Annotated in this window: 14 protein-coding genes; 4 read left to right on the top strand and 10 right to left on the bottom strand. The window is 62.6% G+C overall.

Annotation, left to right across the window (positions count from 1 at the left end; translation table 11 throughout):
• Nucleotides 1–538: 538 nt before the first annotated feature.
• From ppa to exaC, 10 genes are all read right to left on the bottom strand, one after another.
• Nucleotides 539–1,066, bottom strand: coding sequence for an inorganic diphosphatase (gene ppa, locus BLX41_RS07445; RefSeq protein WP_011063696.1), 528 nt, complete (start codon nucleotides 1,064–1,066; stop codon nucleotides 539–541).
• Between the two features lie 239 nt (nucleotides 1,067–1,305).
• Complete coding sequence (locus BLX41_RS07450; RefSeq protein WP_123724369.1) at nucleotides 1,306–2,118, bottom strand: M90 family metallopeptidase; 813 nt, start codon at nucleotides 2,116–2,118, stop codon at nucleotides 1,306–1,308.
• 5 nt (nucleotides 2,119–2,123) lie between these two features.
• Complete coding sequence (locus BLX41_RS07455) at nucleotides 2,124–2,780, bottom strand: DedA family protein (protein WP_047306249.1); 657 nt, start codon at nucleotides 2,778–2,780, stop codon at nucleotides 2,124–2,126.
• Between the two features lie 235 nt (nucleotides 2,781–3,015).
• Complete coding sequence (locus tag BLX41_RS07460) at nucleotides 3,016–3,474, bottom strand: GNAT family N-acetyltransferase (RefSeq protein WP_110652034.1); 459 nt, start codon at nucleotides 3,472–3,474, stop codon at nucleotides 3,016–3,018.
• A gap of 106 nt (nucleotides 3,475–3,580) precedes the next feature.
• Entirely contained in the window at nucleotides 3,581–4,405 is an 825-nt protein-coding gene (eutC, locus tag BLX41_RS07465; protein WP_123724370.1) for an ethanolamine ammonia-lyase subunit EutC, read from the bottom strand.
• 11 nt (nucleotides 4,406–4,416) lie between these two features.
• Entirely contained in the window at nucleotides 4,417–5,811 is a 1,395-nt protein-coding gene (locus BLX41_RS07470; RefSeq protein WP_123724371.1) for an ethanolamine ammonia-lyase subunit EutB, read from the bottom strand.
• Nucleotides 5,812–5,862: 51 nt separating this feature from the next.
• Nucleotides 5,863–8,058, bottom strand: a complete 2,196-nt coding sequence (locus BLX41_RS07475; protein WP_123724372.1) for an ethanolamine ammonia-lyase — start codon at nucleotides 8,056–8,058, stop codon at nucleotides 5,863–5,865.
• Nucleotides 8,059–8,086: 28 nt separating this feature from the next.
• Nucleotides 8,087–9,523 carry an ethanolamine ammonia-lyase reactivating factor EutA gene (locus tag BLX41_RS07480; RefSeq protein WP_123724373.1) on the bottom strand — a complete coding sequence of 479 codons (1,437 nt, stop codon included), beginning with the start codon at nucleotides 9,521–9,523 and terminating at the stop codon, nucleotides 8,087–8,089.
• Between the two features lie 25 nt (nucleotides 9,524–9,548).
• Nucleotides 9,549–10,829, bottom strand: coding sequence for an ethanolamine utilization protein EutH (gene eutH, locus BLX41_RS07485; protein ID WP_103741402.1), 1,281 nt, complete (start codon nucleotides 10,827–10,829; stop codon nucleotides 9,549–9,551).
• 177 nt (nucleotides 10,830–11,006) lie between these two features.
• Nucleotides 11,007–12,527 carry an acetaldehyde dehydrogenase ExaC gene (gene exaC, locus BLX41_RS07490; RefSeq protein WP_011063687.1) on the bottom strand — a complete coding sequence of 507 codons (1,521 nt, stop codon included), beginning with the start codon at nucleotides 12,525–12,527 and terminating at the stop codon, nucleotides 11,007–11,009.
• A 374-nt stretch (nucleotides 12,528–12,901) separates the two neighbouring features.
• On the opposite strand from exaC, the gene BLX41_RS07495 reads away from it, so the two are divergent.
• The 4 genes from BLX41_RS07495 to BLX41_RS07510 all read left to right on the top strand — a co-directional run bounded on the left by BLX41_RS07495 (nucleotide 12,902) and on the right by BLX41_RS07510 (nucleotide 17,216).
• Nucleotides 12,902–14,821 carry a sigma-54-dependent Fis family transcriptional regulator gene (locus BLX41_RS07495; protein ID WP_123724374.1) on the top strand — a complete coding sequence of 640 codons (1,920 nt, stop codon included), beginning with the start codon at nucleotides 12,902–12,904 and terminating at the stop codon, nucleotides 14,819–14,821.
• Between the two features lie 136 nt (nucleotides 14,822–14,957).
• Nucleotides 14,958–16,307, top strand: coding sequence for a UDP-N-acetylmuramate:L-alanyl-gamma-D-glutamyl-meso-diaminopimelate ligase (gene mpl, locus BLX41_RS07500; RefSeq protein ID WP_123724375.1), 1,350 nt, complete (start codon nucleotides 14,958–14,960; stop codon nucleotides 16,305–16,307).
• A complete protein-coding gene (ubiX, locus tag BLX41_RS07505) occupies nucleotides 16,304–16,936 on the top strand; it encodes a flavin prenyltransferase UbiX (RefSeq protein WP_102865334.1) in 633 nt (210 codons plus the stop codon). Before mpl ends, ubiX begins: the two co-directional genes overlap by 4 nt.
• Nucleotides 16,929–17,216: a YceK/YidQ family lipoprotein gene (locus tag BLX41_RS07510; RefSeq protein WP_123724376.1), complete on the top strand. Its 288-nt coding sequence runs from the start codon at nucleotides 16,929–16,931 to the stop codon at nucleotides 17,214–17,216. The genes ubiX and BLX41_RS07510 overlap by 8 nt, the downstream gene beginning before the upstream one ends.
• The last annotated feature ends 51 nt before the right edge of the window (nucleotides 17,217–17,267 follow it).

Here is a 17,267-nt window from a genome sequence, read left to right on the forward strand (position 1 = left end):
CCCACTCGTCCCCACTTTTTCGTCGGATGAGGTTAAATGGTGTTGAACACCATCAGGCAGAAATGTGCCTTAAATCACAGCAATAGCAAGGTTATCAGGTAGATTTTTGGATGGGGGAGGAATAATGCGGACAATTAAAAAGCCGGCTTGTGGCCGGCTTCTCGGGGACTGGCTTGGTTCATTTTTGGTAAACCGCACCAGCCTTCAAAACGTACACCCAGCTCTTGCGGCTGGCTGTGGGACTGGGCAGGAAAGTCATCCGCTTCGTCGGGCGATCTGACCGCCTGAGGGGTCGATGCGCAAATGTGGGGCGCAGCATACGCATATTCGCCGGCAATTCCCAGTGCGAAGCGCTATCCAGAGGCCTTGAGGCGGTAAAAAGTCTGGGGAATGTATTGCTGGATGCATGGTTGCCCGAAGAGGCTTTTCGCCGGCACGCCGGCTCCAACAGGTGATGTTGCGGTGTGCGGGCATAAAAAAGCCCCGGATGACCGGGGCTCTTTCTTGAAGCTTGTCGCTCCAAGCGTGCAGTTGCCTCTTAGCCTTTGTAGGCAGCAACCGACTTCAGAATCTCGGCGCGGGCGGCATCGGCATTGCCCCAACCGTCGATCTTCACCCACTTGCCTTTTTCGAGGTCTTTGTAGTTCTCGAAGAAGTGCTTGATCTGTTCCAGCAGCAGGGCTGGCAGGTCGGTGTACTCCTTCACATCGACGTACAGCTGGGACAGCTTGTCGTGTGGTACTGCGATGACCTTGGCGTCGCCGCCGCCGTCGTCGGTCATGTTCAGGATGCCCACTGGGCGGGCGCGGATCACCGAGCCTGGCGCTACTGGGTATGGGGTCACGACCAGCACGTCGAGGGGGTCGCCGTCGTCAGCCAGGGTGTTGGGGATGAAGCCGTAGTTGGCCGGGTAGAACATGGGGGTGGCCATGAAACGGTCAACGAACAGGCAGTCGCTGTCTTTGTCGATTTCGTACTTGATCGGCGCGTGGTTGGCCGGGATTTCGATAGCGACGTAGATGTCGTTCGGCAGGTCTTTACCCGCCGGAATCTTGCTGTAGCTCATTGGGCGTTGCCCCCGTTAGTTGACCAAGTGACTTGGCCGGATTGACCAAAAAGTGGCGGCGATTATAGACACACTCCGCAACCGTTGCTACGTGCCAAGGGTCGTAGAGCCTTGGTTGTACTGTCTCGCAGGCGTGTTCGGGCGGACCGTGCGACCGGCGGTTTTGCCATCGGTCGGCAGGCGCGGCAGCGGTCTTTCAACTGGCCTTCAGATGAACAACGTATCAGCGCGACAGGACATTAATGGTGCGTTTGATAGACCGGATCTTCAGCTTGAAGTTGCTGCAGTCGGGCCAATGGATTCTGCCGATAAAACAACTGCAACTGTTCATAGACTTTCGGATAGGCCTTCACGAGCAAATCCGGGGCGCTGAAGAAGTATTCGCTGGTGACGGCGAAGAACTCCGCAGGGTTTTCCGCCGCGTAGGGATCGATGGCGGTTTCTGTGTCCGGATCATGGTCGAGCTGACGGTTGAGATCGTCGTAGGCACTTTGCATCACCTGCGCCCAGTCGCTGACCCGCATGTCGCTGTGCAGCGGCGGCAGGCCATTGGCGTCGCCGTTGAGCATGTCCAGCTTGTGGGCCAGTTCGTGGATCACCAGGTTGTAGGCTTCCCAACCGCCACTGGCCAGCACCCCAGGCCAGGCGAGGATGATCGGGCCCTGCTGCCAGGCTTCGCCGCTGTGCTCGCCGTCCCATTCATGTTCGATACCGCTGGCATCGCGGTGGCGCTGGGGGCTGAGGAAGTCGTCGGGATAAAGAATGATTTCATGGAAGCCCTGGTACCAGTTCAGGTCTCCCAGGTGCAGCAGCGGCAGTTGCGCCTGGGCTGCCAGCAACAACCGTTGCTCCTGATGCAGTTCCACGCCGGGCAGGGCGGTGAGGTGCTTGTCGTCGAGGAACAGCACGCTGGCTTCCCGTAGCCACTGGTCCTCGGCGACGCTGATGCCGTCGAGGAAGGGCAGGTGCTGGCGCACCCGCTGCCAGGTTTCATCACTGACCGGGTGCTTGGCCAGCCGGCGCTTGCGGCGCCAGGCACTGAGGGACCACATGGTGCTTAGCGGGTTTCGGCTTTTTCAGCGCTGCGGCCGAAGCGGCTGCGCAGCACACCAATGATCATCGGCACCAGGGACAGCAGGATGATGGCCACCACCAGCAACGACAGGTTCTTCTTGATGAACGGTACGTTGCCGAAGAAGTAGCCCAGGGTCACCAGGCCGCCGACCCAGAGGATGGTGCCGGCCACGCTGAAGGCGAAAAAGCGCGGGTAGGGCATGCGGGCCACGCCGGCGACGAAAGGCGCGAAGGTGCGGATGATCGGCAGGAAGCGCGCCAGGGTTACGGTCTTGCCACCGTGCTTTTCATAGAAATCGTGGGTTTTCTGCAGGTAGTCGCGGCGGAAGATTTTCGAATTGGGGTTGCTGAACAGCCGTTCTCCCGCGGTTCGCCCGATCACGTAGTTGGTGCTGTCACCGAGGATCGCCGCCAGCATCAGCAGGCCACCCAGCAGAACCGGGTCCATGCCGCCGCCTGCGGCCACTGCGCCGGCGATGAACAGCAGGGAGTCCCCGGGCAGGAACGGGGTCACCACCAGGCCGGTTTCACAGAAAATCACCAGAAACAGGATGGCGTAGATCCAGGGCCCGTAGTTGGTCACCAGCATGTCGAGATAAACGTCGAGATGAAGGATTAGGTCGATCGGGTTGAAATCCATTGGGGCACCTGTGGTGACAGCCTGGCTCGGCAGGCCTGTGCGATGACTCGGAGAAAGGGACTACAAGGATGTGTAGATTTTCTTACGATTCGAAAAGGTCGGCATTATAAAGGCTGATAGGTGAAATGCGTGTTCAGATTGTAGCGGGGCGTTTCGGCGCGCTTGGCGTGGCAGGTTGCCTGGGATATTGCCTGGCCTGAGGGATAAGGCGGCCCTGAGGCCGCCGTCAGTGAGATCAGCTATCGCTGAGGGGCAGGACGTAGTTCTTGAACTCGCTGTCTTCGCGAAAGCCCATGGACTCGTAGGTTTTCTGCGCCACGGCGTTGTTGCTGCTGGTGGAAACTCGCAGGCGGACGGCGTTGGTTTCCTTGGCCATCTTCTTCGCGGTGCGCATCAGGTTGTCGGCCACCAGCTGACGCCGGGCATCTTCAGCGACGTAGATGTCGTTGAGAATCCATACACGCTTCAGAGACAGGGAAGAAAAGCTTGGGTACAGCTGGCAAAAACCCAGCAATTTGCTGCTGTCATCATCGGCCAGGGCCAGGTAGATCACCGATTCCTTGCGTCGCAGGCGCTTTTCCAGAAAGGCCCGGGACGAGTCCGGGTAAGGCAGGGCGCCATAGAATTCGCGGTATTTGACGAATAACGGGGTCAACAGATCCAGGTGCTCGAGGGTTGCTTGAGTAATCCGCATGGTGGCTCTCAACTTCAAGTGGATGTGACGGCACAGGTTGGATGACTCGGGCAGCCGTGTTCCGATGCTGCCCAAAGCGGCGAAAAAGCGCAATCGTCTTGCAAAATCACGCTTGGGGCGGTCCCAGAAGGAAGTTGCCCTTCATGTCTGCCGTTGAGTCGCTGTCCAGGGTCTGCACTTGCGCTTCGTCTTTGAGGTTCACTCCCGACAATTGCCGTCGGCAGGCTTCCCGCATCAAGTACAGCAGGCGGTGGGCGGCCATGCCATAGCTCAGTCCTTCCAGGCGCACGTTGGAGATGCAGTTGCGATAAGCGTCGGTGAGCCCGACTTTCGGCTGGTAGGTGAAGTACAGCCCCAGGCTGTCGGGAGAACTGAGCCCGGGACGCTCACCGATCAGGATCACGGTCATTTTCGCCCCCAGCAGCTCGCCAATCTCATCGGCTACCGCTACCCGACCCTGTTCCACCAGGATCACCGGCGACAGCGACCAGCCTTCGGCGGCGGTCTGTTCCTCCATGCGCGCCAGAAAGGGCAGGGTGTGGCGATGCACCGCCAGGGCCGACAGGCCATCGGCCACCACCACCGCCAGGTCGACTCCGCCGGGATGAGCGCTGGCATAGTCCCGCAGGGCCTGGGCCGAGTCGTCGCTGAGCCGGCGTCCCAGGTCCGGGCGTTGCAGGTAGCTGTGGCGATCGGTGGCGGCGCTGTGGACCAGCAGGCTGTCACGTCCACGCTCGGCTAACTGGGTGCTCAGGCCGGCGTGGTCGAAGGGCAGATGCACCGCATCCCGGGCCTGGGCGTGGGCGAACTGGAAGTCCAGCTGGGCGCCGGTAGGCAGGCTGGTGCCGGTGCGGCCCAGGGCAATGCGCGCGGGAGTCAGGCGACGCAATTCCAGCCAGGGGTTTTGCGAGTCGGTCGGATGTTTTTGCATGAGCCTGTTCCTTATCCCAACTGGGCCAGTGCCTGGCGGAAAGCCGGTGGCAGGTTGTTGCCGAAATGCACCTTGCCGTCGGCCTGGGTGAAGATGCCGGTCCTGGCCAGCCATTGCTCGAACTCAGGGGCAGGTTTCAGGCCCAGGGTCTGGCGAGCATAGAGCGCGTCGTGGAAGGACGTGGTCTGGTAGTTGAGCATGATGTCGTCGGAGCCGGGGATGCCCATGATGAAGTTGATTCCGGCCACGCCCAGCAGGGTCAGCAGGTTGTCCATGTCGTCCTGATCGGCTTCGGCGTGGTTGGTGTAGCAGATGTCGCAACCCATGGGCACGCCCAGCAACTTGCCGCAGAAGTGGTCCTCAAGGCCGGCGCGGATGATCTGTTTGCCGTTGTACAGGTACTCGGGACCGATGAACCCCACCACGGTATTCACCAGGAACGGCTTGAAGTGCCGGGCCACGGCATAGGCGCGGGTTTCGCAGGTCTGCTGGTCGATGCCGTAGTGGGCGTTGGCCGACAGGGCGCTGCCCTGGCCGGTCTCGAAGTACATCAGGTTCTGCCCGAGGGTGCCGCGGTTCAGGCTCAGGCCTGCTTCATAGCCTTCCTGGAGCACGTTGAGGTTGATGCCGAAGCTGGCGTTGGCGGCTTCGGTGCCGGCAATCGACTGGAACACCAGATCCAGGGGCACGCCGCGGTTGATCGCCTCGATAGAGGTGGTGACGTGGGTCAGCACGCAGGCCTGGGTCGGGATCTCGTAGCGCTGGATGATGGCGTCGAGCATTTCCAGCATGGCGCAGATCGAGGCGATGCTGTCGGTGGCCGGGTTGATGCCGATCATTGCATCGCCGTTGCCGTACAGCAGGCCGTCGAGAATGCTCGCGGCAATACCCGCCGGCTCGTCGGTGGGGTGGTTGGGTTGCAGGCGGGTGGACAGGCGCCCGCGCAGGCCCAGGGTGCCGCGAAACTTTGTCACCACGCGAATCTTCTGCGCCACCAGGATCAGGTCCTGCACGCGCATGATCTTCGACACCGCGGCGGCCATTTCCGGGGTCAGGCCCGGCGCCAGGGCCCGCAGGCTCTGCTCGTCGGCGGCGTCACTGAGCAGCCAGTCGCGAAAACCGCCAACGGTGAGGTGGCTGACGGTGGCGAAGGCCTGCTTGTCATGGCTGTCGATGATCAGCCGGGTGACTTCGTCGGACTCATAGGGAATCAGCACTTCTTCGAGAAAGTGCTTGAGGGGGATATCCGCCAGGGTCATCTGGGCAGCGACCCGTTCGCCGTCGTTGAGGGCGGCGACCCCGGCCAGAAAATCTCCGGAACGGGCCGGGCTGGCCTTGGCCATGACTTCCTTGAGGCTGTCGAAGCGATAGGTCTGAGAACCTACGCTGTGGGAAAATTGGGCCATCTCAGTCTCCGTTTCAACGATGTAGGGGCGTTGCCGAGTGCTGGCGGATCATCAGGATGCCACCTTCTTCAGCAGGTTTTCCAGACGGTTTCCGGCAGCCCGGTGGTGGAGGATGGCAAAGGCCTTTTCCGCCACCAGACTGCCGCCTTCCAGCGGTGGCAGGCCACCGCTGTAGATGTTCGAGATCACGGTGTATTCATAGCGAATGTCCGGGTTGCCGCTGAACTGGGCGGCGGCGCGGCGGGCCTGGTCGTCCGGCAGGCGGTAGCCCAGGTAGGCGGACATGCTGCGCGAGGCCAGGGCATCGCCGCCGGGGCGCTCGCCGATCAGTACGATGATCAGTTGCGGTTGCAGGGCTTCGCCCACCGACTCCGCCAGCTTGACCCGGCCATAGGGCGCGAGGATCGGCTGGCCGATGCGCAGCTCGCGACTCAGCAGGCCATCCATCAGCACCGGCAGCAACTCGGGAATGTTGTGGTGGATGGCCTCGGCACTGAGGCCGTCGGAAATCACGATCTGCACGTCGTTGTATTCCGGTTTAAGGCGCCGCAGCACTTCCTCGGTCAGCCGCGCGCCCAGCTCCGGGTCCTGTAGGTGAGCCAGCTTGTCCGGGGCAGCGGTACGCAGCTCGCGCAGGGCAATGGCGCCGATTTCGCTGGGGCGCAGGTCGACGTAGATCGCCTCTCGGGCCACCGCGAGGTTGGCGCGCACGGTCCGCGACACCGTGTTGGCCGGGCGTGGGCCGGCATTGTCGAAGCCGTAGGTGGCCGGGGTGGATTCCAGCAGGCGCTGGAAGTCGATGTCCGAGGCGCAGAAAATCCGCGGGTTGCCCCAGTTCGGTCCGCGCTCTACGTTACCGTGGGCATCCTCCTGGAAAATCCCCTTGCCCAGGGCCCAGCGCAGGTATTCCGGGGCCGGCGCCAGGTCGTGGACTTCGCGCAGGGTCTGGTTGTCGTGGGCGCTGGTGTCGAAGTAGGCGAGCATGCGATCGGTGCTCAGGTACACGTCCATGAAGAAGTTGGCGCCTGCGGCAGTCAGCAATTCGGTGGCCATCTGCTGGCCTTCCAGGGTCACCTGGGAATGCAGGGTGTAGCAGGGCGCCATGCCCATGGGCAGCCCCAGCAGCTTGCCCATGAACTGGTCCTGCAGGCAGGAATAGGTCATCTCGAAGTTGTCGAGGTGGGTTTCCGGGCCGATGAAGCCGGTGACGTTATTCACCATGTACGGCCGATAGCGCCGGGCCAGCCCGTAGCACAGGGCTTCGCACGTGGTCATGTCGATGCCTTCGTGCTTGCCGTAGGTCAGCTCGCTGCCCTGGCCGGTCTCGAAGTACATGAAGTTCTCCGCAACATCGCGCAGCGGGCCGCGTTCGGTCATGGTCTGCCAGGCCTGATCCAGCAGCTGCACGGTGACGTCGAATTCGTCGGTCAGGGTACGCTCGGTGCCGGCCAGGCTCTGGAACATGATTTCCACCGGCGCGCCCTGGTCGAGGCAGGCCAGTTGGGTCTTGATGTGGGAGAGCACACAGATCTGCGTTGGCGCTCCGGTTTCCCGGCGCAATTTGTCCAGGTGGCGCAGGGTGGCACTGATGTTGTCCACGGTGTCGATGGCCGGATTGAGTCCGATCAGTGCGTCCCCCGAACCCATGCTGAGGCCGGTGTAGACCAGCAGCGTAATGCCGCTGAGGTTGTCGGTGGGATGGTTGGGCTGCAAGCGCGACGACAGAGTACCGGGCAGGCCCACCAGGGTCCTGGCCTTGGCCGCCGCGCCGCTCTTGAGCTTTTTCGACAGCAGGATCAGTTCGTGGACATCCAGCAGCTTGGCCAGGGCCGCCACCATGACCCCGGTCAGGGCCGTACCGATGCGGCGTATTTCAGTGCCATGGCTGCGCAACAGGCGATCTTTCAGGGCGCCCAGGGTCAGGTCGGCGATCTCGCCAAAGACGCTGTGGTCGATGTCGTAGTTGACCTGCATGACGCTGTCGATGCGGCCGTGGCGGTCTGTCAGCGGATGCTGGAAGTAGTGATCCAGGGTCAGCTCGGAGAGCACCTTGCGCGCCGCCTCGCGGGTGATTTCATCTGCAGCCGCGAGCCCCGCCACCCGGTCACCGGCCTTGCTGATGTCGGCGGCGCCGAGCACCGCCTTGAGGCTGGCGAAGCCTATCTCGCGGTCCAGCACCCGGGTGCTGTAGGCCTGTTCGGCAAGCACTTCGGGAAGGCGGATGTGCTGCAGTGCGGTGAGTGACATGGCAAGACTCTCCTTGGCCGGCATCGGCTCAGTGCACGCCGTAGAAGGCGACGGGCACGATGTGCTGGTGGGGTTTTCCCAGGTTGATGAAGTGTGCCGAACGCTCGCGTACTTCATCGATGACGATCAGGTTGCAAGAACTGCGCCCCCAATCCGTGGCGTAGTTGCCCAGGACCTTGCCGACATTGCTTTCCAGCAGCAGCACCAGCGGCCACTGCGGGGCGGGGCGCGCCTGGTCCAGGGCCCGGGCCAGGCGTGCGCCCAGCTGTCGTATGTCTTCCAGTCGAGGCGTCTGGCCGTTGTCGAGCAATTGCAGGCAAGCGCCGTCGCAGCTGCTCAGTGCCAGGGCCAGGGCGTCGTCCAGTTGCTGCTGGGTGGCACCCATGGGCAACCGGGCGACGATGGGCAGGTCCTTGAGGGGCAGCACCTCGGGCTGGGGCAGAAACAGGGTGCTGCCGGAAATCTCGGTGTTGTGCAGGGTCAGACCGTAGACCGTGGCCCGGCCACGGTTTTCCGGCACCAGTCGGGTGGCCGCCCGTACCAGTCGCGGGTGGCGGGCAATGGCCAGGGCCAGATCGATGCCCAGATCGCCGTAGTAGGTGGTGCCGGGCATGGGTTCGCCTTGCAGGTGGCGATAGAGCAGTTCGCCCACGCCACCGGAAAAAGTCAGGGCCGGGTCGGCATTGTGTTCAGGGAGGATCAGCGGCAGTTGTTCGGTCAGTTGGCCCAGCCGGCTGGCAAAGAAGTGGCGATCACCTTCGGCAATGGCGACCAGGGCATCGATGTACCAATTGACCACCGCGTCCAGCTCGGGACGTTCCAGGACCTGTCCGGGATGCTTGCGGATTGCCAGGTGATCGAGCAGTGCCTGACCGAACTCCGATACGTCGCTGAGACGATAACTGCCCGGCTCGAACTGCAAGTGCCGGGCACCAATGAAATGGCAGCCGCTGGCCAGGACGTTGCCATCCAGGCCCCAGGCGGCGTTGGTGGTGCCCCCGCCGATATCCAGGTTGAGCATCGGTTGCCGAGCGTGGAAGCGGCTCAGCGCCGAACAGCTGCCCATGAAGGCCAGCCAGGACTCCAGCCCGCCGTCGTCGGCGCGAGTGATCAGGGCGTTGCCGATCAATTGGCCGACCAGTTGCGCCAGTGCCTGGGCGTTGTGCCGCCGGGCCGCCAGGCCGGTGATGATCACGCCACCGGAAAACAGCTGTTCCGGGCTCACGCCGGCCTGTTCGAGCCAGGTTTCGATCAGGCCTCGGATCGCGCCTTCATCGATGATCTGGTCCTTGAACGGGGTGAACACCGGCTCGCCACGAAACAGCACCCGGGGCTCGTTGAGGGCCATGCGTCCGGTGATGCAGTGGCTGCTCAGGCTGGCCTGGGCGATCAGCGCGCTGCTGGTGGTGGACCCGAAGTCCAGCCCCAGCAACAGTACCGATGCTCCGCCCGTGATGGCTTGCATGCAGGCGCTCCTCGCCGCGCCGGAGTCAGGCGGTGGCCTTCTGGCCTGCAGGTTCCGGAGTGTCCAGCGCGGTGCCGCCCAGGTACTCGCCCGGGGCGATGATCCCCGCTGCCCGATCCTGGGCTTCCAGTTGCAGTGCCTTGGGCACCGACAGCCAGTAGGCCAGGCCGACGGCGACGAAGCCGGCGCTGATCTTGCCGATCAGTACCGGCAGGATGATGGTGGGCTGGAAGTTGGCGGTGAAGGACAGGTGGTCACCCAGCAGAAAGGCGGCGCAGACACCGAAGGCGATGTTCACCACCTTGTCCTTGGGCGGCATGAGGCGTACCAGGCGGAACATGGCGAGGATGTTGGCGATGGTCGCCAGCATGCCGGCGCTGCCTACCGCGCTCAAGCCGATCTTGCCGCCGAGGTTTTCCAGGGGCTTGCCCAGGTATTTGCGCAGCAGGTAGACCATGGGGAAGGCGCCGGCCAGCATGATGCCGATGTAGCCGGCGGTTTCCAGGGCGCGGGTCTGGTCCTGGGCGTCGGCAATGATCGGGTGGAAGCCCCAGCCGCCAAATACCGCGGAGAAGACCCCGGTGAAGTACTCGACGATGGAGAACACCAGCACCAGCTTGATGGCTGCGTCCATGGCGCGGCCGAAGATGATGAAACCCTTGATCATCATGTCCGGCAGGAAACGCAGGCCCAGGGCCAGGGCCACGACGAAGATCAGGATCGGCAGCAGGTTGGCGAAGATGCTGCCCAGGCCCAGGGCCAGTTGGTAGCTGGCCTCACCGTTGGTGCTCACCAGTTCGCGTACCACCGGGTTGCTGAAAGCCAGGATCAGGCTGGCGATCATCACCCCGACGGGGATGGTCAGGATTCCAGACATGATCCCCAAGGCCATGTACTTGTGGTCGCGCTTGTCGAGCATCGCCAGGCCCATGGGGATCGAGAAGACGATGGTTGCACCGCCCATGAAACCGGTGATCAGGGCCATCACCAGGGCTTCCTTGCTGGCGGCCAGGGCCGAGGCCAACTGATACCCGCCCATGTCCGAGGCGATGATCATGGTCGCCGCCAGGGCCGGGTCGGCGCCCAGGGAGTTGAAGAACGGGCCGAAGACCGTCTCGATGACCACGGTCAGGTAGGGAATGGAAGCCATGATCCCTGCGGCCGGCACGAAGATGTAGCCGGTGGCATGGATGCCTTCCATGAATTCTTTGCCCAATCCTCGCTCGCTGTCATAGATGGCGGCGAAGGCACCGAGTACGGCGCAGAGCATGATGAGGTAGAGCACGTAGTTGCCGATCTGATCCATTGCGTTTGTCCCTTGTTATTGTTTTTCAAGCAGGGTCTGTGCACGACTGGTTTGGCGCAGAACTTCCGACAGCAGTGTCCCGTCCGGCAAGCCTTCGGCACCGGATCAGAGCAGGTGAACGGGCGCGGCGAGGCCGCGAAAAGGCCTCCCGGCGACCTGGGTCGCCGGGAGGGTCGATCAGAAGAAGCCCAATGGGTTGATGTCGTAGCTCACCAGCAGGTTCTTGGTCTGCTGGTAGTGGTCGAGCATCATCTTGTGGGTCTCGCGGCCGACGCCGGATTTCTTGTAGCCACCGAACGCGGCGTGAGCCGGGTACAGGTGGTAGCAGTTGGTCCAGACGCGGCCGGCCTTGATCCCGCGGCCCATGCGATAGGCGCGGTTGATGTCGCGGGTCCAGACCCCGGCACCCAGGCCGAACTCGGTGTCGTTGGCAATCGCCAGGGCTTCGGCTTCGTCCTTGAAGGTGGTGACGCTGACCACCGGGCCAAAGATTTCTTCCTGGAACACGCGCATCTTGTTGGTGCCCTTGAGCAGGGTCGGCTGGATGTAGTAGCCGCTGGACAGGTCGCCTTCGAGTTTCTCCACCTTGCCGCCGGTGAGCAGCTGCGCGCCTTCGTTCTTGGCGATGTCGAGGTAGGAGAGGATCTTGTCGAACTGCTGCTCGGAAGCCTGGGCGCCGACCATGGTGTCGGTGTCCAGCGGGTCGCCACGCTTGATCTGCTCGATTTTCTTCATCACCACTTGCATGAATTCGTCGTAGATCGATTCCTGGACCAGGGCGCGCGATGGGCAGGTGCAGACTTCACCCTGGTTGAAGAACGCCAGCACTAGGCCTTCGGCGGCCTTTTCGATGAATTTGGGCTCGGCCTGCATGATGTCTTCGAAGAAGATGTTCGGCGACTTGCCGCCCAGTTCCACGGTGGACGGAATGATGTTCTCGGCGGCGCATTTCATGATGTGCGAGCCCACCGGGGTGGAGCCGGTGAAGGCGATCTTGGCGATGCGCTTGCTGGTGGCCAGGGCTTCGCCGGCTTCGCGGCCGAAACCTTGCACCACGTTGAGCACGCCCGGTGGCAGCAGGTCGCCGATCACTTCCATCAGTACGGTGATGCCCAGTGGGGTCTGCTCGGCGGGCTTGAGTACCACGCAGTTGCCGGCAGCCAGGGCCGGGGCGAGTTTCCAGGCGGCCATCAGGATCGGGAAGTTCCACGGGATGATCTGCCCGACCACGCCCAGGGGTTCATGGATGTGGTAGGCCACGGTGTTGCCGTCGATTTCCGCGGCGCTGCCTTCCTGGGCCCGCAGGCAACCGGCGAAGTAGCGGAAGTGGTCGGCGGCCAGGGGAATGTCAGCGTTCAGGGTCTCGCGTACCGCCTTGCCGTTGTCCCAGGTTTCGGTGATGGCCAGCAGTTCCAGGTTCTGTTCGATACGGTCGGCGATCTTCAGCAGGATCAGCGAGCGGGCCTGCACCGAGGTGGCGCCCCAGGCGTCGGCGGCGGCATGGGCAGCGTCCAGCGCCTTGTCGATGTCTTCGGCGGTGGAACGGGGGAATTCGGCAATTGGCTGGCCGTTGACCGGCGAGGTGTTGGTGAAGTACTGGCCTTTGACAGGCGCGACGAATTCGCCGCCGATGTAGTTACCGTACTTGCTCTTGAACGAAACGATAGCGCCTTCAGTACCGGGGTGTGCGTAACGCATGGTGGGTATCTCCTGGCTTTTATGCTTATGGGGGAGGACGCGCTATAGCGCATACCAAGCGTAGAGCAAAGGTCGGGCCAGTGGGGTGCGAGCCATGTGAATCAAGGGTTTGAGGATGTTTCGAAGCGGTGCCAACGGCAGGGTGTGACAAATCTGGTACGACCCCGAGTGACAGTTTGTAACCTGAATGGCACAGGCTGTGACTCATGGGTCAAGCCGGCATTGCAATGAAACAGCGGCTGGAGGATGCTGGTTCGCGTGTCGAATTTTGTCGGATAGATCTGATGGTCTGTCCTTCTTTTATGGCCGATGCAGCCGGCAGCGGCGCCAGTGGTCCGTCTGAGCGTGACAGCGCATCAGGAGAATAATAAGAAATGCACAGTAGTAATCATCTGAGTCGACATGCCCAGCAGGTGCTGACGGTGGCCCAGGGTAAAGCCCATTTGCAGGGGCCCGGCAGCGATCCTTCCATCGCCCGCTCCTGGCTGCGCTGCCTTGAGGACTATCATCTGGATCCGGCCCTGGCCATGGCACCCACAGTGCTGGAGCATGGTCGTCTGCTGGAAAGTCGCGAACGCCTGCAGGATGTGCTGCAAATAGCCGGCACCGAGATGGCCAACCTGCATCAGCAATTGTCCGGCGCGGGTCATGCGGTGCTGCTGACCGATGCCCGGGGGGTGATCCTCAACTGCATCACTGCCCCCAGCGAGCGCAAGATTTTCGAGCATGCCGGTCTCTGGCTGGGCGCCGACTGGAGCGAGGCTCGGGAAGGCACCAACGGCATCGGCACCTGCCTGGTGGAGCGCCAGTCGCTGACCATTCACCAGGGCGAGCACTTCCGTGGCCGGCACACCGGCCTGACCTGCTCGGCGAGCCCGGTGTTCGATCCCCATGGCGAATTGCTGGCGGTACTGGATGTGTCCTCGGCGCGTCAGGACGTTTCCCGGCAGAGTCAGTTCCACACCATGGCCCTGGTCAATCTCTCGGCGAAAATGATCGAGAGCTGCTATTTCCTGCGTTATTTCGAGAACCAGTGGCTGCTGCGCTTTCATCTGCAGGCGGAGTCTGTGGGGCTGTTCAGTGAGGGCTTGCTGGCGTTTGACGGCGAGGGGCGGATCTGTGCGGTGAACCAGAGCGCCCTGAATCTGCTGGGGCATATTCGCGGTGGCTTGCTGGGCAAGCCGGTGGACAGCTTTTTCGACTGTTCCCTGGATGAATTGCTCAGTCGCGCCAGCATCAATGCCAGCGCCAGTTGGCCCTTGCGCACCCGGGATGGGCGTCGCCTGTTCGCCTTGTTGCGTGGTCAGCCCCACCCGGTATCGCAACCAGCTCCGCGGGTGCCGGCTGGCGTTGCGCTGCCGCGCACTTCAAGCATCTGCCTTGGGGACGAAGGGCTGCAGAATGATTTTCGCCGGGCCTCTAGGGTGTTCGAGCGTGATGTGCCGCTGTTGATCAATGGCGAAACCGGCTCCGGCAAGGAGGCTTTCGCCAAGGCTGTGCATCAGGGCAGTGCCCGCTCTGATAAAACCTTTGTCGCCCTCAATTGCGCGGCGATCCCGGAGAGCCTGATCGAGAGCGAGCTCTTCGGTTATCGCGGCGGCAGCTTTACCGGGGCTCGCAAGGAGGGTATGCGCGGCAAGTTGCAACAGGCCGATGGCGGCACCTTGTTCCTCGATGAAATCGGCGATATGCCCCTGGCCCTGCAGACGCGTTTGTTGCGGGTGCTGGAGGATCGGCTGGTGGTGCCGATTGGCGGTGAGCCGCAATCGGTCAACGTGCGAATCATCAGCGCGACCCACCGGGATCTGCTGGAGCGGGTACGCGACGGCAGTTTTCGCGAGGATCTGTACTACCGGCTCAATGGCCTGGAAATCGCGCTGCCGGCCCTGCGCGATCGCAGCGACAAATCCCAGTTGCTGGACTTTCTCCTGGCCGAAGAGGCGGGTGGGCAACCGGTGGTGCTGGACGACGCGGTGCGTCAAAGCCTGTTGAGTTATTCCTGGCCGGGTAACGTGCGGCAATTGCGCAATGTGCTGCGGACCCTGGCGGCCTTGTGTGAAAACGGCCGCATTGGTCTGGAAGATCTGCCGCCGTTGATCCGCAATAACCGCCCGGCGCCGGTTAGCGAGCCGGTTGCCGAGGCGCAGGAGCGACCCCTGGAGGACGCCGAGCGGGTTGCGCTACTGGCAGCCCTGGAGCAACAGCGCTGGCACATGACCCATACCGCCGAACAGCTGGGGGTCAGCCGCAACACCCTCTATAGAAAGCTGCGCAAACACGGTATCGCGCGTTAAGCCGCATCTGTAGTCGCTTGTGCAGGGCCACGCGCCTTGTGCCAGCGGCGGCAAACGCAACAGCCTCCCGGTCAGCTAATGGGTGCGATTTGCAGCCCTCTAGGCTAACCTGCGCCGATGTTTTATGAGGTCGACTATGCACATCCATATTCTCGGTATCTGCGGCACTTTCATGGGCTCGATGGCGGTTCTGGCTAAAGAACTGGGCCATCACGTCACCGGCTCCGACGCTAACGTCTATCCCCCCATGAGCACCCAGCTGCAAGCCCAGGGCATCGAGCTGACTCAAGGCTATGACCCGGCCCAGCTGGACCCTGCTCCGGATCTGGTGGTCATCGGCAATGCCATGTCCCGGGGCAACCCGGCCGTGGAATATGTGCTGAACAAAGGCCTGCCCTATGTTTCCGGCCCGCAGTGGCTGGCGGACCATGTCCTGCAAGGGCGCTGGGTCTTGGCGGTAGCCGGCACCCATGGCAAGACCACCACCAGCAGCATGCTGGCCTGGGTACTGGAGCATGCGGGCATGAGCCCGGGCTTCCTGATCGGTGGGGTGCCGCAGAATTTCGCCGTTTCGGCCCGCCTGGGCGGCACACCGTTCTTCGTGATCGAGGCCGATGAGTACGACAGTGCGTTCTTCGACAAGCGCTCGAAGTTTGTCCACTACCGCCCGCGCACGGCGATCCTCAATAACCTTGAGTTCGATCATGCGGATATCTTCCCTGACCTGGCGGCCATCGAGCGGCAGTTCCACCACCTGGTGCGGACCATCCCCAGTGAAGGCCTGGTGATTCATCCCACCACCGAGCCTGCCTTGCAGCGGGTCATCGAGATGGGCTGCTGGACGCCGGTGCAGACCACCGGCGCCGGTGGCCAGTGGCAGGTCAAGTTGCTCAGTGCCGACGGTTCGGCCTTTGAAGTGATGTTCGAGGGCGTGAGCCAGGGCGTGGTGGAGTGGGAACTGACCGGGCAGCACAACGTGGCCAACGCCCTGGCGACTCTGGCCGCTGCTCGTCATGTCGGCGTGGTGCCGTCCATGGGCATTGCCGGCCTGAGTGCGTTCAAGAGCGTGAAGCGCCGCATGGAGAAGGTTGCCGAAGTGCATGGCGTGACCATCTACGATGACTTCGCCCACCACCCAACGGCTATTGCCACCACCCTGGACGGTCTGCGCAAGCGGGTCGGCGACGCACCGGTGATCGCCATCATCGAGCCGCGCTCCAATTCCATGAAGCTTGGCGCCCACCGTGACGGGCTGCCGGAAAGCGTCAATCAGGCCGATCAGGTGATCTGGTATGCACCGGCCAACCTGGGCTGGGATCTGGCGGCTACGGCGGCCTTGTGTACGGTGCCGTCGATTGTCAGCGACTCCCTTGAGGGCATCATCGAACGGGTGAAAAGCCAGGCCAAGCCGGGCACCCAGGTGGTGATCATGAGCAACGGCGGCTTCGGCGGCCTGCACGGCAAACTGGCCGAGGCACTGCAATGAGCAACGGCCCGGAACGCATCACCCTGGCCATGACCGGTGCCTCGGGCGCCCAGTACGGTTTGCGCCTGCTGGATTGCCTGGTGCGTGAGGATCGGGAAGTGCACTTCCTGATCTCCAAGGCCGCGCAGTTGGTCATGGCCACGGAAACCGATGTGACCCTGCCGCCCAAACCGCAGATGATGCAGGCTTTCCTCACCGAGTACACCGGCGCGGCGGCGGGGCAGATTCGGGTGTACGGCAAGGAAGACTGGATGTCGCCGGTGGCCTCGGGTTCCGGCTCGCCGGCGGCGATGGTGGTGGTGCCTTGCTCCACCGGCACCTTGTCGGCGATCGCTACCGGGGCTTGCAACAACCTGATCGAGCGGGCGGCGGATGTCACCCTCAAGGAGCGCCGGCAGTTGATTCTGGTGCCTCGTGAGGCACCCTATTCCAGCATTCATCTGGAACACATGCTCAAGTTGTCGAATATGGGCGTGACTATCCTGCCGGCGTCGCCGGGCTTCTATCATCAGCCGCAGACCATCGATGACCTGGTGGATTTCGTCGTGGCGCGGATTCTTAATCTGCTGAACATTCCCCAGGACATGTTGCCGCGCTGGGGCGAGCATCATTTGAGCAGCGATGAATAAATCCCTGCTGATGCTGCTGGCTGTTCTGCATCTGGGGGGCTGTGCCACGGTCCGCACCTTGAACGCCGCACAACCTGGGGCGCCAGTGGTGTATTCGGGAACGCGCCTGGATCTTTATGTCATGCAGGGTGGTTGCTGCGCCATGGACCGCTTTGGCGCCGAGGCACCGAGCTATCCGGGAGTAGACCTGCCGGCCAGTGCCCTGCTCGATACGCTGTTGCTGCCGTTGTCGGTGCTGACAGTGTTGGGGGTGGGGTTTCAGGCAACGGGTGGGCTGTAGTGTTTCGCCGGCAAGCCGGCTCCTACACATGTCTGTAGGAGCCGGCTTGCC

Origin of the sequence: Pseudomonas protegens, assembly GCF_003732485.1 — a bacterium.
GTDB lineage: Bacteria > Pseudomonadota > Gammaproteobacteria > Pseudomonadales > Pseudomonadaceae > Aquipseudomonas > Aquipseudomonas protegens_B.

Bases quoted from the DNA above. Each gene is read 5' to 3' on its own strand.
- ppa (WP_011063696.1), bottom strand. From the start codon at position 1,066: ATGAGCTACAGCAAGATTCCGGCGGGTAAAGACCTGCCGAACGACATC.
- BLX41_RS07450 (WP_123724369.1), bottom strand. From the start codon at position 2,118: ATGTGGTCCCTCAGTGCCTGGCGCCGCAAGCGCCGGCTGGCCAAGCAC.
- BLX41_RS07455 (WP_047306249.1), bottom strand. From the start codon at position 2,780: ATGGATTTCAACCCGATCGACCTAATCCTTCATCTCGACGTTTATCTC.
- BLX41_RS07460 (WP_110652034.1), bottom strand. From the start codon at position 3,474: ATGCGGATTACTCAAGCAACCCTCGAGCACCTGGATCTGTTGACCCCG.
- eutC (WP_123724370.1), bottom strand. From the start codon at position 4,405: ATGCAAAAACATCCGACCGACTCGCAAAACCCCTGGCTGGAATTGCGT.
- BLX41_RS07470 (WP_123724371.1), bottom strand. From the start codon at position 5,811: ATGGCCCAATTTTCCCACAGCGTAGGTTCTCAGACCTATCGCTTCGAC.
- BLX41_RS07475 (WP_123724372.1), bottom strand. From the start codon at position 8,058: ATGTCACTCACCGCACTGCAGCACATCCGCCTTCCCGAAGTGCTTGCC.
- BLX41_RS07480 (WP_123724373.1), bottom strand. From the start codon at position 9,523: ATGCAAGCCATCACGGGCGGAGCATCGGTACTGTTGCTGGGGCTGGAC.
- eutH (WP_103741402.1), bottom strand. From the start codon at position 10,829: ATGGATCAGATCGGCAACTACGTGCTCTACCTCATCATGCTCTGCGCC.
- exaC (WP_011063687.1), bottom strand. From the start codon at position 12,527: ATGCGTTACGCACACCCCGGTACTGAAGGCGCTATCGTTTCGTTCAAG.
- BLX41_RS07495 (WP_123724374.1), top strand. From the start codon at position 12,902: ATGCACAGTAGTAATCATCTGAGTCGACATGCCCAGCAGGTGCTGACG.
- mpl (WP_123724375.1), top strand. From the start codon at position 14,958: ATGCACATCCATATTCTCGGTATCTGCGGCACTTTCATGGGCTCGATG.
- ubiX (WP_102865334.1), top strand. From the start codon at position 16,304: ATGAGCAACGGCCCGGAACGCATCACCCTGGCCATGACCGGTGCCTCG.
- BLX41_RS07510 (WP_123724376.1), top strand. From the start codon at position 16,929: ATGAATAAATCCCTGCTGATGCTGCTGGCTGTTCTGCATCTGGGGGGC.